This is a genomic window from Kordiimonas sediminis, from assembly GCF_014656395.1.
GTDB classification, from domain to species: Bacteria; Pseudomonadota; Alphaproteobacteria; order Sphingomonadales; family Kordiimonadaceae; genus Kordiimonas_A; species Kordiimonas_A sediminis.
This window is the reverse complement of the sequence record NZ_BNCI01000001.1, coordinates 420572-434650: the sequence shown is the minus strand read 5'-3', so window position 1 is coordinate 434650 and position 14079 is coordinate 420572. Positions and strand designations below refer to the sequence as shown.

The window sequence follows — 14079 nt, the reverse complement described above, 5'->3', positions numbered from 1 at the left end:
TGTTTTAGTTCCAGAATATTCCTGATGGCAACTCGGCGCTGGAAAATTCAAGATGCAAAATCCGTCTGCTTGATGGGTTACTGGCTTTTCTGGACGCATGTAAACAGAGAGGTCGCATCACAATAAGGGCACCTGCAGCAACCTCAAGTTCAACAGGCTCATTGTTTTTAAGAAGCTCTTTGATGTCTTCGGTTGTTAAAATACCCTCGTTATGGCTGCCAGCGAGCATGCGCAGGCAGCCGTTCTCGGTGTTGGTATCATCCAGATGCAAGCGGCATGTTATCATGCTCTCGAGGACGCTACGCGGTGGTTCCACATGAATAACTCCAGCTTTCACTGTCCATGGTCCCCAGTTTTCCAGCTCTTGCATGCCACTTACTGCAATTGTTCTGTCCTGATGCCACGCAACGGTCCAGTTATTCCGGGCTGTTTTATCAAACAATATGGACCGGACAAGGTGTGGAGTATCACCCAGATAGCTGCGTGCTATGGCCTCGAAGCCTAAGTTTTTGATTAGGTTTAATGTTGCTGCACTGCTCTGGTGGATGTTGCGTACGCCCCCTCGGCCTTGGTCCAGGCTAAAGGGCTTTAGTATTTCTCTAGCCTGCTCCAATTGCTGTTTAGAAAGGAAGTCAGGGATAACTTCAAAGCCAGTCTTGGCAAACTGCGTAAGGGAATGCTGCATGCTTGAGCTTTCAGGTATCTTGCGTGTTGAACTGTGCAAAGGTTACCTGCGTGCCGTCTGGTGCGAAATAGCCAATTTCAGTAGCGCCGTAGAACGTGTCTCTGCGCGGTAAGACCACAGGATAGTCAGCCAGTGCATTGGCAACTGCATCAATATCTTCAACGGTAAGGTACAAAAGAACGGGGCTCGCTGTCAGGTCCTTGCCGCCGAAAATTTCCAGATCGTCTTCGATGCTGGCGACAGATTGCAGCATAAAGTGATGTGACCCGTTGGATACTATGGCAAAACCCAGAGGGCCGGATCCGTCCGGTCCGTCAACAGGCACGCTATCAGTGACGGTAAAGCCGACGGCTTCCCAGAAGGGCAAGGAAGGCTCTATCTCTGCAACCGGGATATTAACATGTAAACTGGTTGTTGTGACGGTTGACATGACGAGGCTCCTGTTCCTGATTTGTTCGAATGATTGCGCAGCTTTCTGCCGGTGTCAAGCTTGTCAAAATTTCAGGGGCGTGGCACATAGACGGTGATGGCGGTCGGGATGATTAGCCCGTATAAAGGCCAGGATTGTTTAAACAGGGTGATTCGCGTGATTATTGCGATTGATGGGCCTGCAGCGGCAGGCAAGGGTACGTTGGCGCGCCGTTTAGCGCGGGAATTTAATTTTGCCTATCTTGATACAGGATCGCTCTACCGTGCGGTGGGGCTTAGCCTGTTGCGGGCAGGGGTTGATCCCGCGGATGAGGATGCTGCGGTCGCGGCGTCGGCCGATCTGGCACCGGCCCTGTTAAGTGACCCTGCACTGCGTGATGAAGCGACTGGCGGGGCAGCCTCTGTTGTGGCGGCTATGCCGATGGTTCGATCTAACCTGCTGGAATTTCAAAGAAATTTTGCGCAGCACCCGCCTGATGATAAGGCAGGTGCTGTCCTGGACGGTCGTGATGTCGGTACGGTTGTGTGCCCGGACGCGCCAGTGAAGCTCTTTGTAACAGCAAGTCCGGAAGAACGCGCAAGACGCAGAACGGACGAGCTTTTGGCCAAAGGACAAGCGGTGGATTTCGGTGAAATACTCGCAGATGTGAAGGCTAGGGATGCCCGCGATAGTGGCAGAAAAGACGCACCTCTCAAGCCTGCTGAAGATGCCCTCTTGCTTGATACGACCAATTTGGATATAGACGCAGTGTTTTTAAGGGCGAAAGCGTTGGTACAAAAGGCGCTGGCGTCCCAATAACCTGATGATCCTTGTGTGATCTTTTTCTCCTTTCCTCCATTGCGGAAAAGGGAAAGGGTATTTTTTGCTTGGAGAATGAGGCTTGTGGTCAACGTGAAAGGGCTGGGATGGTCCCACCCTGATTTCACCACATGTCAGACCGCCGGAGCCAACCGGCTGGCAGAAAAACAAATATATGTCGAAAGGACTATCCTATGAGTGAAGCGGCAAATATGCCTAGCCTCTCTGATTTTGAGGCGCTTCTCAATGAAACCCTTCCAGCCGAAGGTGGCTTTGAAGGTCAAGTTGTTAAGGGTACAGTAGTATCCATCGAAAGTGATTTTGCGATTGTTGACATCGGCCTTAAGGCTGAAGGTCGCATTCCTCTCAAAGAATTTGGTGCACCAGGTAAGCCTGCAGAAATCAAAGCCGGTGATGAGGTAGAAGTTTACGTCGAGCGCGTTGAAAATGCGATGGGCGAAGCAATCCTTAGCCGTGATAAAGCACGCCGCGAAGAAAGCTGGGAGCAGCTTGAAAAAGCTCTTGAAGGCGATGCGCGCGTTGAAGGCGTTATCTTTGGTCGCGTTAAAGGTGGCTTTACTGTTGACCTTAACGGCGCTGTGGCGTTCCTGCCGGGCAGCCAGGTTGACATCCGTCCAATCCGTGACGTTACGCCACTGATGAACATCAGCCAGCCATTCCAGATCCTGAAAATGGACCGCCGTCGTGGTAACATCGTTGTTTCCCGTCGTGCTGTTCTTGAAGAGTCACGTGCGGAACAGCGCGCTGAACTGATGGGCAAGCTGAAAGAAGGCGATGCAGTTGACGGTGTTGTTAAGAACATCACTGATTACGGTGCCTTCGTTGACCTTGGTGGTATCGACGGTCTTCTCCACGTTACAGACATTTCCTGGCGCCGGGTTAACCAGCCATCAGAAGTTCTGACTGTTGGTGAAACTGTTAAAGTACAGGTTATCCGTATCAACCCTGAGACACAGCGCATCAGCCTTGGCATGAAGCAGCTTGAAGCTGACCCATGGTCTGGCATTGAAGAGCGTTTCCCAATCGGTGCGAAGTTGAACGGTACTGTTACAAACATCACTGACTACGGTGCGTTTGTTGAGCTTGAAAGCGGTGTTGAAGGTCTGGTTCACGTAAGTGAGATGAGCTGGGTTAAGAAGAACGTTCACCCAGGCAAGATCGTTTCCACTTCTCAGGAAGTTGAAGTAATGGTTCTTGAAGTGGACCAGAGCAAGCGTCGTATCAGCCTTGGCCTGAAACAGTGTGCGGACAATCCTTGGGAAGCATTTGCTGCCAAGCACCCACAAGGCACTGAAATCGAAGGCGAGATCAAGAACATCACTGAATTCGGTCTGTTCATCGGTCTTGAAGGCGATGTTGACGGTATGGTGCACCTGTCTGATCTGGACTGGGAAAAGTCTGGCGAAGAGAGCATCCAGGACTACAACAAGGGCGATACTGTTAAAGCAGTTGTTCTTGATGTTGACGTTAACAAAGAGCGTATCAGCCTTGGCATCAAGCAGCTTGGTGGTGATCCGTTTGCAAACGTATCTTCCAAGAAGCGTGGCGAGACTGTAACTTGTACTGTAACTGCAGTGACTGAAAATGGTCTTGAAGTTGAAGTAGAAGGCAGCGGCGTTAGCGCGTTCATCCGTCGTGGTGATCTTGCACGTGACCGTGCTGACCAGCGTCCAGAGCGTTTTGCTGTTGGCGATAAGGTTGATGCACAGGTAACTGGCGTTGATAAAGGTAGCCGTCGTGTGAACCTGTCTATCAAGGCGCTGGAAGTTGCAGAAGAAAAAGCTGCTGTTGAGCAGTATGGTTCTACTGACAGCGGTGCAAGCCTTGGTGATATCCTTGGTGCTGCTCTTGAAAAAGCAAAGCAGGACTAAGACCATACGGTCTGCGAACTGATAGAATCAGTTAGAAACATTTCGAAAAGCCGTCCCTTTCGTGGGGGCGGCTTTTTCTGATTCTCGTTTTAAGGGCGGTGATTCTGGTGTTGCGAGTTAAATTTTTTGTGATATTTGGGCCAATTTGGGCCTAAAAGTGCCAAGAAATGCATAAATCTGCAGAAAAACCGTGTTGAATGAACTAGTTATCTTGACGCTTTGCCGATGCTCTGGCACTTTTTGCGTTAACAGAGTATTTGGAAATGAGTGCTCAAGGTAGATTTCCATACCCCCGGGAGGAAACATATGATCAAGTCAGAACTGATCACACTAATAGCAGAAGCTAATCCACATTTGTTTTACCGTGACGTAGAACGTCTGGTTTCCACTATCTTTGATGAGATTACCGGGGCGCTTGCCCGGGGTGAGCGGGTGGAGCTTCGTGGGTTTGGTGCATTCTCGGTCAAGGAACGCCCTGCACGCACAGGCCGTAATCCACGCACCGGAGAAAAGGTTCATGTTGAAGAAAAGCGTGTCCCTTACTTTAAAACCGGTAAGGATCTCCGGGAACGGTTAAACTCCTAAACTCTTTCTCTTCTAAATTCTTGAACGCCCGCCTTCGGGCGTTTATGATTCTGGCATCTATAACCCGTTTGGATATTTGCCGTGCTCCAATCTTTGTCACTTATTTTGAAACGAAGCTTCTGGGTGCTGACCGCGCTAGTGCTGGTGGTATTTTCCGTCAGCAACCGATCGGTTGTCGACATAGGTTTTTATCCTTTTGATACGCTGGTAGCTCTGCCTGTGTATCTGGTTCTTTTCGCCGGCATATTTCTCGGACTTTTGGTGGCCGCGAGTGTCAGCAGTTATTTTCGTCTGCGCGGGTTTGCTCAGCGCCGGAAAGCAGAGCGCCGGGCCACGGAACTGGAGAAACAGGTCACAGAAATGTCCGAGGATGCACATACCAGACGTGCAGAAGAAGGTCATAAAAGGCTGGAAGCCGGAACCGGACCGCGTTAATAGAAGGCTGGACGGGAACCTGTCCCTACCTCTGCCCGCACTAGCTAGGAACTGATCAATGAAACCTTCCGATAGAATATTCTGCGCCCTTGATACCACTGACACCGATCAGGCTGTTGCTTTGGCCCGTGAATTAAAGGGGGTTGTTGGCGGTATGAAGCTGGGGCTGGAGTTTTACTGTGCTTGCGGTGCAGAAGGCTTTAAAAAGGTGTCCGAGGTCGGGATGCCGATTTTTCTGGATTTAAAGTTTCACGATATCCCGAACACGGTTGCTGGCGCCATTCGGTCAGTTGCACCGCTTGCGCCGCGTATTCTGACTATTCATACGCAGGGTGGTCCTGAGATGATGCGCCGTGCGGCTGAAACCGCGAAGGAAGAGGCTGCAAAAAACGGCGTGCCCACGCCGTGGGTCGTAGGGGTGACCATCTTAACAAGCCTGGACCAATCTGACCTGCAGGCCATTGGTGTGTCTGACAGTGTTGGCGATCAGGTTGCGCGTCTGGCGTCACTTGCCGCCCATAGCGGCTTGGACGGCATGGTGTGCAGCCCGAAGGAAATCAGCCTTGCCCGTGCTGTAACAAATCCGTCCTTTAAGCTGATTGTCCCCGGCATACGCCCAGCCGGTAGTGCAGCAGGGGACCAGAAACGGGTGATGACCCCGCAGGAAGCGGTTACTAACGGGGCCGATGTGCTGGTAATTGGCAGGCCGATCACCGAAGCATCTGACCCAGTGGCCGCTGCCCGCGCAATTGCCGACAGCCTGGCCTGATCATCACATAGGGCAGATTTGGTCAGGCGCTACTGAATGCGGCTGACTGTAATCCCCGCATCATTTAAATAGACCTGAACGGATTTATCACCAACAAGGTGGCCGGCACCAACCGCGACAAGGAACGTGCCCGGCGATTGCAGGTTGTCCGCGAGTATCGTAGCCCATGCGCGGTTACGGTCTTCCAGGGCGCGTTTTGCGAACTCAGGCGTTGTTTCCATGGCGCCGTTCACCAGGGTATCGAGGGTATCAACATCCCCATTTAACCACGCGTTTTGCAGATTTTTGGTGTGGGTGGCAATGTCCTGTAATTGAGACAGGCTATCAATGACAAACTGACGTTCCTCAGCTGGCGAGAACTGTGCAAAAATTGCTACCTGCTGTTCGGCAGTTTCCAGACCATAGACTGGTTTGCCCTTGGTTTTTGCCATGCGCAGCAGCATCTGGTCGGCGCCCATGTTTGGGTCGAAACCAGCCCGTACTGTGGAAAGCACACCCAGCGACAGTGTTGCAAACCATGGGCGCGCCTGATCGAACGCATTGCGCGGCAGGTTCAGGGCACCAATCTGTCGGGAAACATCGCTATATAGACCGTCTCCGAGGGTTGTGCGCAGTGTCTGACCCGCAGGCAGTTTGCCTGCTGCGGCCATCAGTGGCGCCGCTTTTTTCAGCTCTTCTTCGCTGACTTCAAGAATCAGCGCATCAGCCGTGTCAAAGGCAGTTTTCAGTGCAGGCGTACCCCAGGCGGCATCTTTTTCCAGTATGTGAACAGTGCCAAATAGGTAAATTTTGGTATCTTCATCGCCAAACATCCATAGGGCCGGACTTGATGCCGTGACGGCGGATGTGCTGAAAATACTAATAAAAAACAATATGATAAGGGATTTTACTTGCTTCATTCTCGCTGTCCTTGATTTTTCATCCGCATCTTTCCATGCAAGGTGTGTGCTATCAAGGCTTAACTGAATGCGAAAAGGACAAAAACTCCTTGAAATTAAACGGCTGCGCCGGTATACACCCGTCTTCGAACGAATGGTCCGGCCGATTAAGGGCTGCCGTGGCCGTTTTTGAGAGCAACCTTAAAGAATGAGGAAAGCAAATGCCCAAAATGAAGACGAAGTCCAGCGTGAAAAAACGCTTTAGCTTGACCGCAAAAGGCAAAGTCCGCGGTAACCAGGCTGGTAAACAGCACGGTATGATCAAGCGCACGAACAAACAGATCCGTAACCTGCGTGGTACTACAATCCTTAACGATTGTGATGCGCAAATCGTCAAGAAATTCATGCCATACGGTTAACACCGGGCACATTAAGATTACAGGTTAAGGAGAATATATCATGGCTCGTGTTAAGCGCGGTTTGACATCACACGCTCGTCACAAGAAAGTCCTCGAGGAAGCTAAAGGCTACCGGGGTCGTCGTAAGAATACTATTAAAGTTGCCCGTCAGGCAGTTGAGAAAGCCGGTCAGTACGCATACCGTGACCGTAAGGCTCGCAAGCGCACATTCCGTGCACTTTGGATCCAGCGTATCAACGCCGGTAGCCGTCAGTTCGGTCTGCCATACGGTCAGTTCATGCATGGCCTGAGCCTTGCTGGTGTAGAGCTCGACAGAAAAGTTCTGTCTGATCTTGCTATCAATGAACCGGCAGCTTTTGAAGCACTCGTGAATCAGGCTAAGGCCGCCCTCGCGAAATAAGTGCTGCTGCGGATCGTCCGCACACAAAAATTAGTGAAGGGGGTCTTGCCATTTGGCGAGACCTCCTTTTTTATTTGCGAAACACATTTGGAAGTAATGTTCAGGAAATCGGGGCAATATGCTGGAACAAATCAATACATTACGTCAGGAGCTGGAAAGCACAATTGCTGCTGCTGCTGATCTCGACGCACTCGAACAGGTTCGGGTCGCCAGCCTGGGAAAAAAAGGTAGCGTATCGGGGCTGATGAAGGGCCTTGGCGGTATGAGCCCGGATGAGCGCAAGGTGATGGGGCCAGCGCTGAACGGTTTGAAAACCGACGTTGCTGATATGTTGGCTGCCCGTAAAGAGATATTAGAAGAAGCGGCATTGAACGCGCGTCTTGCCAGTGAACGTGTCGATGTAACCCTGCCGGTTGATTACGGTGTTCAGGGCCGCATCCATCCCAATTCTCAGGTTATGGACGAGATTGCTGAAATTTTTGCCAATCTTGGTTTTGACGTTGCCGAAGGCCCGGATATTGAAGACGACTTCCATAATTTTTCAGCACTGAATATTCCAGAAGAGCATCCCGCCCGACAGGACCATGATACATTTTATCTTCGCCCTGACGCAGACGGCAACCGTAAGGTTTTGCGCACGCACACAAGTCCGGTGCAGATTAGAACCATGCTGAATAAACAGCCGCCGATCCGGATTATTGCGCCGGGCCGCACGTACCGCAGCGACTGGGACGCCACGCACACCCCGATGTTCCACCAGGTTGAAGGTCTGGTAATCGACCGTGATACGCACCTGGGGCACCTTAAAGGCACGCTTGAGGCTTTTCTCAAGGCCTTCTTTGAAGTGGATGCCGTAACCCTGCGTCTGCGTCCAAGCTACTTCCCGTTCACAGAACCTTCAATGGAAGTGGACGTCCAGTGTAGCTTTGATGGCGGCACCCTGAAAATTGGTGACGGTAATGACTGGCTGGAAATTCTGGGCTCTGGCATGGTGCATCCAAAGGTTCTGGAAGCCTGCAATCTGGACCCGAACGAATATCAGGGATTTGCCTTTGGCTGTGGTATCGACCGTTTGGCAATGCTGAAATACGGTATTAATGATCTGCGCAGTGTGTTTGACAGTGATCTGCGCTGGTTGCGTCACTATGGGTTCAGTGCCCTGAATGTGCCTACATTGGCAGGAGGGCTAAGCTCATGAAATTTACGTTAGATTGGTTGAAAGACTATTTAGACACTGACGCGTCAATCGACGAGATTGTAGCAAAGCTGAATGCCATCGGCCTTGAAGTAGACACAGTTGAAAACCCGGCAGAAGCGCTCGCGCCTTTCACTGTTGCCGAAGTTGTTGACGCGGTGAAACATCCGGATGCGGACAAGCTGAAAGTCTGCACTGTCTCTAACGGATCTGAGACGTTGCAAATTGTTTGTGGTGCCCCGAATGCCCGCAAGGGGATCAAGGTTGTGCTGGGTCGTCCGGGCGATTATGTGCCCGGTCTTGATGTCACCCTGAAGGAAGCAAAAATTCGCGGTGTGGCATCGTCTGGCATGATGTGTTCTGCCAAAGAACTCGAGTTGGGTGATGATCATGACGGTATTATTGAGCTGCCAGAAGACGCGCCGGTTGGCATGTCTTTTGTTGAGTATCGCAAGCTTGATAATCCGGTGGTCGATATTGAAATCACGCCGAACCGTCAGGACTGTCTGGGGATTTACGGTATTGCCCGCGATCTGGCAGCAGCTGGCCTCGGAACGCTGAAGCCGCTTCAGGTGCCACAGGTGGCTGAAAGTTTTAAAAGCAGCGTGTCTGTTGCCATTAAAGACGAAGCAGATTCGGATTGTTCCTATTTCATGGGGCGGGCTTTCCGCGGTGTGAAGAATGGTCCAAGCCCGCAGTGGCTGCAGGACCGTTTGACGGCAATTGGTCTGCGTCCAATCAGTGCGCTGGTGGATATGACAAACTATATCACTTTCAGCTTTGGTCGTCCCCTGCACGTATATGATGCTAAGAAACTGTCTGGAAACATTGTTGTACGGTTGGCGAAAGAGGGCGAAAGCTTCGATGCCCTGAACGACAAGGCCTACACGGCAAAGGGTGGTGAAATAGCCATTACCGATGACAGTGGCCTGATCGGGTTTGGTGGTATCGTTGGGGGTGAAAGCACCGGCTGCGATGAAACCACCACCGATGTTATTCTGGAAGCGGCCCTGTTCGACCCGGTGAAAATCGCGACGACAGGCCGTCAGCATCAGTTGATTACTGATGCGCGCTACCGGTTTGAACGCGGTGTTGACACTCAATTTGTTGCAGACGGTATTGAACTTGCCACCCAGATGATCCTTGATCTGTGCGGCGGTGAAGCCAGTGATGTTTTCTCGGCCGGAACAGTGCCGTCATGGGACAAGACGGTTTCTTTCCGTAGCGAACGGGTGAAAACCCTGGGTGGTCTTGATTTGCCAACCGAAGAGAGCCTGGCAATTCTGGCCCGTCTGGGTTTCGCCGTTGAAGGCGAAGGCCCATACACAGTGACAGTTCCAAGCTGGCGCGTTGATGTGGAAGGTGAAGCGGATATCGTGGAAGAAGTACTGCGCATTCACGGTCTTGATAACATTCCGTCCGTACAGTTGCCGCGGACTGATCATAAGGCAGGGTCAACACTAAGCACCCTGCAGAAGCGTGCCCGTGCAGCGAAACGTGCTCTGGCCTCATCCGGCCTGAACGAGGCCATGACATGGTCCTTCATGAACCGTGATCTGGCCCGTTATTTTGGCGGTGAAGATGATGCCTTGACGGTGGATAATCCGATTTCGAGCGAACTGGATTTCATGCGCCCGTCTATTTTGCCGAATCTGGCTGAGGCGGCCCAGCGTAACCGTGACCGCGGTGCAAGCGTGGTTGGTTTGTTTGAAGTGGGGCCGGTGTATCAAAATGATACAGAAAAGGGTCAGCTTCTGGTGGCTGCTGGTATCCGGGCCGGACAAAAATCCGACCGTAGCTGGCAGGGTGCAAGCGACCCGGTTTCTGTCTTTGATGCCAAGGCTGATGCACTGACTGCACTGGCGGCAATTGGTGCCCCTGTCGAGAATTTGCAGGTGTTTAGTGAAGCACCTGACTATTACCATCCTGGACGATCTGGTACGCTGCGTCTTGGTCCTAAAAATATCCTTGCATCCTTTGGTGAGCTTCATCCGCGTGTGATGAAAGCGCTTGATGTTGAAGGCCCGATTGTTGGTTTTGAAGTGTTCCTGGACCGTGTTCCAGCAGCAAAAAACAAGTCTGCGGCTAAGGGGGCGGTTCACATTTCCAACCTGCAGGCGGTTCAGCGGGACTTTGCCTTCCTTGTTGATCAGGATGTGGCTGCACAGGATCTGGTGCGCGCAATTCGCGGCGCCGATAAGAAACATATCCAATTTGTTAACGTTTTCGACGTATATCAAGGTAAAGGTGTTCCGGACAACCAGAAGTCGTTAGCGGTTTCCGTATACTTAGAACCAGATCAGGAGACATTCTCCGAGTCTGATATTGAAGCGATTTCGATGAAGGTTTGTGCAGCGGCTGAAAAGTCGGTGGGGGCACAACTCAGAAGCTAGAAGGCGAACCAAGGCGGGAATGCTGGAATGACCGGTACTGCATTGGTGGTGCCGGTCATTTTTTTTGTGGACTGTGCTTCTTGGATACTATTAGATTTTGTAGAGGGTACCTAGAATATCAAGGTGTTAGAGGTTTCGGGTGAGTAAGCAAAAAGGAAAAAAAGTTAAGCTTCCTTTGAAATTGCGGCTTGCTGCATGGTGGGAAGGATATGACCCGGAAGAGCTGCGCTCCCGGCTGGCCGCCCGCATGCCTGAAGAACCTACGGCACCAGCGAAGGAAAAACCCAAAAAAGAAGCAGCGCCGATACCGCAGGACAGATCAGAGCTGGACCCATGGGATGCGGACACTATCAATATTGCTCAGTATATATGGGGCGAGGGTTTTTGCGGTCCGGGTGGCCCGGAATATATTGTTGCGCTTTCGAAACTACTGGCTCTTAGCCCGGAAATGTCGATGCTGGAAATCGGTGCGGGCCTTGGTGGGCGTGCCCGTGTTCTTGCCGATAAATTTGGCGTGTGGATGACCGGTTTTGAAGAAAACGATATGATGGTCGCCAAAGGGCGTGAACTGTCCAAAATGGCAGGCATGGAGAAGAAGGCTGAGATCGTCAAGTATGATCCGAGTGTTCACGAAGGGTTCTTAAGGAATTTTGACCGGGCGCTTGCCAAAGAGTCTCTGTATACCATTCAGGATAAAAGCAAAATTATTGGCCAGGTTGAAGAAAAGCTGAAACCCGGTGGTTTGTTCCTGATTACCGATTATGTTCTAAGTTCAGAGGCTGTGGTTGGTAAAGAAAGCTACGGCGAATGGAAAGTGGGGGAACGCTATAACCCGTATCCTATCCTGACCTCGGACTATGAAGAGATTTTGAAAAGCAAGCGCCTTCAGGTGCGGGTCTCAGAGGATATCTCTGATCAATATATCACCATGATTAATCAAGCCTGGGCGGGTGCTGACAAGGTTGCAGCCAAGCTGGCCAAGGAGGAAGACGGTGCCCGTCTTATTCAGGTTTTGATGAAAGAAGCAGAATATTGGACGCGCCGTAAAAAGATGCTTGAAAGTGGGGATCTCCGTCTGTGGCGCTTTGTCGCCAATAAAAAGGATTCTGGTCCTGGCATGATGTCAGATTGGTGATTTTACCGTTATCTGATTTTTCCTTAATATTTCCCAATGAAAGTTATGTTCTGCCTCTTGCACACAAGGGGCTGGCGCTGCATTATGTGGCGCTAACAGGAAGGGGAATCTAAGAATGAGCGAGTCTATCACCATTGGCGTAAAGCCGGACGTTAAAGCGGTAACTTTATGTACTGATGAACAGTATCAGGAAATGTATGCCGCATCGGTGGCAGACCCGGATACATTCTGGGGTGAACAGGCACAGCGTCTTGACTGGATCAAGCCGTTTACCAAGGTAAAAAATACCGACTTTGGCGGGGATGTATCCATCAAATGGTTCGAAGATGGCACCCTGAATGTCTGTGCAAACTGTGTTGACCGTCATCTGCCAGAAAGGGCGAATGATGTCGCCCTGATATGGGAAGGGGATGAACCGGACCAGTCCCAAAAAGTAACCTATGGTGAGCTGTACGAAAAGGTTTGCAAATTCTCTAACGTCTTGAAGGGAATGGGCGTCAAAAAAGGGGACCGGGTTACCATTTACATGCCGATGATCCTCGAAGCAGTGTATGCGATGTTGTCCTGTGCCCGGACCGGAGCCATTCACTCGGTGGTTTTTGGTGGGTTTTCTCCGGATGCGCTGGCTGGCAGGATTGAAGACTGTGATTCCCGGTTTGTCATCACCGCTGATGAAGGCCTGCGGGGCAGCAAGAAAGTTCCCTTGAAAAAGAATGTTGATGAAGCAATCTCGATCAGCGGGATTGTGGAAAAGACGCTTGTGATTAAGCATACGGGCGGTGATATCGATTGGGCTGCAGATCGCGACATCTGGTATCATGAGGCGGTGGAAGACGTTTCAGCCGACTGCCCACCCGAAGAAATGAACGCGGAAGACCCGCTGTTTATCCTTTATACATCTGGGTCTACTGGTTCACCGAAAGGGGTGCTGCACACCACGGGGGGCTATCTTGTCTGGACCAGCATGACCCATCAATATGTGTTTGATTATAAACCCGGTGAAGTTTTCTGGTGTACGGCAGATGTGGGCTGGGTTACAGGCCACAGCTATGTAGTATATGGACCCCTTGCAAACGGGGCCACATCGCTTGTTTTTGAAGGGGTGCCAACATATCCGGATGCCAGTCGTTTCTGGCAGGTTTGTGAAAAGCATAAGGTCAATATCTTCTATACTGCACCGACCGCCCTGCGTGCCTTGATGCGGGAAGGCGATTCTTATGTCAAAGCTGCGGACCTGTCGTCGGTAAGATTGCTTGGCAGTGTGGGAGAACCGATCAATCCGGAGGCATGGCTTTGGTACTATAATGTCGTGGGGCAGGAGCGTTGCCCGATTGTGGATACCTGGTGGCAGACAGAAACCGGCGGCGTGATGATCGCACCTTTGCCCGGCGCAACACCACTGAAGCCCGGATCAGCGACCCGTCCATTTTTCGGTGTGCAATTGGCGCTGTTTGATAATGAAGGTAAAAAACTCGAAGGGGCGGCATCTGGCAATCTTGCGGTAACAGATAGCTGGCCGGGGCAGATGCGAACCGTGTACGGGGACCATGCACGGTTCCAGCAAACCTATTTTTCGACTTATAAAAATACCTATTTCACCGGTGATGGATGTCGCCGTGATGAAGACGGCTATTACTGGATAACCGGCCGGGTCGATGATGTGATCAATGTATCTGGCCACCGGATGGGAACGGCAGAGATTGAATCAGCCCTCGTTGCCCATGAGGCAGTGAGCGAAGCCGCCGTTGTAGGCTATCCACATGATGTGAAGGGGCAGGGGATCTATGCCTATGTCACGCCGCCTGTCGGGGTGGAGCCATCTGAGGAACTGCGGAAAGAATTGGTTCAGTGGGTCAGGCATGAGATTGGTCCGATCGCCACGCCTGACTTGATTCATTTCACACCGGGGCTACCTAAAACACGATCTGGCAAGATTATGCGGCGCATTCTGCGCAAGATTGCTGAAAATGAATTCAGCAACCTTGGGGATACGTCCACACTGGCAGATCCGTCTATTGTTGATAGCCTGATTGAAAAGCGGTTGAACAGATAAGCAGATTTGAAA

The 14079-nt window shown here is 51.4% G+C and carries 14 protein-coding genes; 11 read left to right on the top strand and 3 right to left on the bottom strand.

Features of this window, described 5'->3' with window-relative positions; translation table 11 throughout:
• Positions 1-4: 4 nt before the first annotated feature.
• Together IE181_RS02025 and IE181_RS02020 are read right to left on the bottom strand one after the other, a co-directional pair.
• Complete coding sequence (locus IE181_RS02025; protein WP_191249886.1) at positions 5-685, bottom strand: phytanoyl-CoA dioxygenase family protein; 681 nt, start codon at positions 683-685, stop codon at positions 5-7.
• 10 nt (positions 686-695) lie between these two features.
• Positions 696-1115 carry a VOC family protein gene (locus IE181_RS02020; RefSeq protein WP_191249885.1) on the bottom strand — a complete coding sequence of 140 codons (420 nt, stop codon included), beginning with the start codon at positions 1113-1115 and terminating at the stop codon, positions 696-698.
• Positions 1116-1223: 108 nt separating this feature from the next.
• Here IE181_RS02020 and cmk point away from each other — a divergent pair, with 108 nt between their 5' ends.
• From cmk to pyrF, 5 genes are all read left to right on the top strand, one after another.
• Complete coding sequence (cmk, locus tag IE181_RS02015; RefSeq protein WP_191249884.1) at positions 1224-1913, top strand: (d)CMP kinase; 690 nt, start codon at positions 1224-1226, stop codon at positions 1911-1913.
• Positions 1914-2107: 194 nt separating this feature from the next.
• The gene (rpsA, locus tag IE181_RS02010; RefSeq protein ID WP_191249883.1) at positions 2108-3805 is read left to right on the top strand and encodes a 30S ribosomal protein S1; all 1698 of its coding nucleotides are present in this window, start codon (positions 2108-2110) and stop codon (positions 3803-3805) included.
• Positions 3806-4111: 306 nt separating this feature from the next.
• Positions 4112-4390 carry an integration host factor subunit beta gene (locus IE181_RS02005; protein ID WP_191249882.1) on the top strand — a complete coding sequence of 93 codons (279 nt, stop codon included), beginning with the start codon at positions 4112-4114 and terminating at the stop codon, positions 4388-4390.
• A gap of 81 nt (positions 4391-4471) precedes the next feature.
• Complete coding sequence (locus IE181_RS02000) at positions 4472-4825, top strand: LapA family protein (RefSeq protein ID WP_191249881.1); 354 nt, start codon at positions 4472-4474, stop codon at positions 4823-4825.
• Between the two features lie 58 nt (positions 4826-4883).
• Positions 4884-5594 carry an orotidine-5'-phosphate decarboxylase gene (gene pyrF, locus IE181_RS01995; RefSeq protein WP_191249880.1) on the top strand — a complete coding sequence of 237 codons (711 nt, stop codon included), beginning with the start codon at positions 4884-4886 and terminating at the stop codon, positions 5592-5594.
• Between the two features lie 29 nt (positions 5595-5623).
• Here the strand turns inward: pyrF and IE181_RS01990 are convergent, their stop codons facing one another.
• On the bottom strand, positions 5624-6493 hold the full coding sequence (locus IE181_RS01990; RefSeq protein ID WP_191249879.1) for a TraB/GumN family protein: 870 nt from the start codon (positions 6491-6493) through the stop codon (positions 5624-5626).
• A 200-nt stretch (positions 6494-6693) separates the two neighbouring features.
• Here IE181_RS01990 and rpmI point away from each other — a divergent pair, with 200 nt between their 5' ends.
• The 6 genes from rpmI to acs all read left to right on the top strand — a co-directional run bounded on the left by rpmI (position 6694) and on the right by acs (position 14067).
• Positions 6694-6891, top strand: coding sequence for a 50S ribosomal protein L35 (gene rpmI, locus IE181_RS01985; protein WP_191249878.1), 198 nt, complete (start codon positions 6694-6696; stop codon positions 6889-6891).
• A 40-nt stretch (positions 6892-6931) separates the two neighbouring features.
• Positions 6932-7291, top strand: a complete 360-nt coding sequence (rplT, locus tag IE181_RS01980; RefSeq protein WP_191249877.1) for a 50S ribosomal protein L20 — start codon at positions 6932-6934, stop codon at positions 7289-7291.
• Positions 7292-7409: 118 nt separating this feature from the next.
• Positions 7410-8489, top strand: a complete 1080-nt coding sequence (gene pheS, locus IE181_RS01975; RefSeq protein WP_191249876.1) for a phenylalanine--tRNA ligase subunit alpha — start codon at positions 7410-7412, stop codon at positions 8487-8489.
• Positions 8486-10879, top strand: coding sequence for a phenylalanine--tRNA ligase subunit beta (gene pheT / locus IE181_RS01970; protein WP_191249875.1), 2394 nt, complete (start codon positions 8486-8488; stop codon positions 10877-10879). Before pheS ends, pheT begins: the two co-directional genes overlap by 4 nt.
• A gap of 139 nt (positions 10880-11018) precedes the next feature.
• On the top strand, positions 11019-12014 hold the full coding sequence (locus tag IE181_RS01965; protein WP_191249874.1) for a methyltransferase domain-containing protein: 996 nt from the start codon (positions 11019-11021) through the stop codon (positions 12012-12014).
• Between the two features lie 115 nt (positions 12015-12129).
• Positions 12130-14067 (top strand): acetate--CoA ligase, encoded by a 1938-nt coding sequence (gene acs / locus IE181_RS01960; RefSeq protein ID WP_191249873.1) that lies wholly within the window; start codon positions 12130-12132, stop codon positions 14065-14067.
• Positions 14068-14079 lie beyond the last annotated feature (12 nt).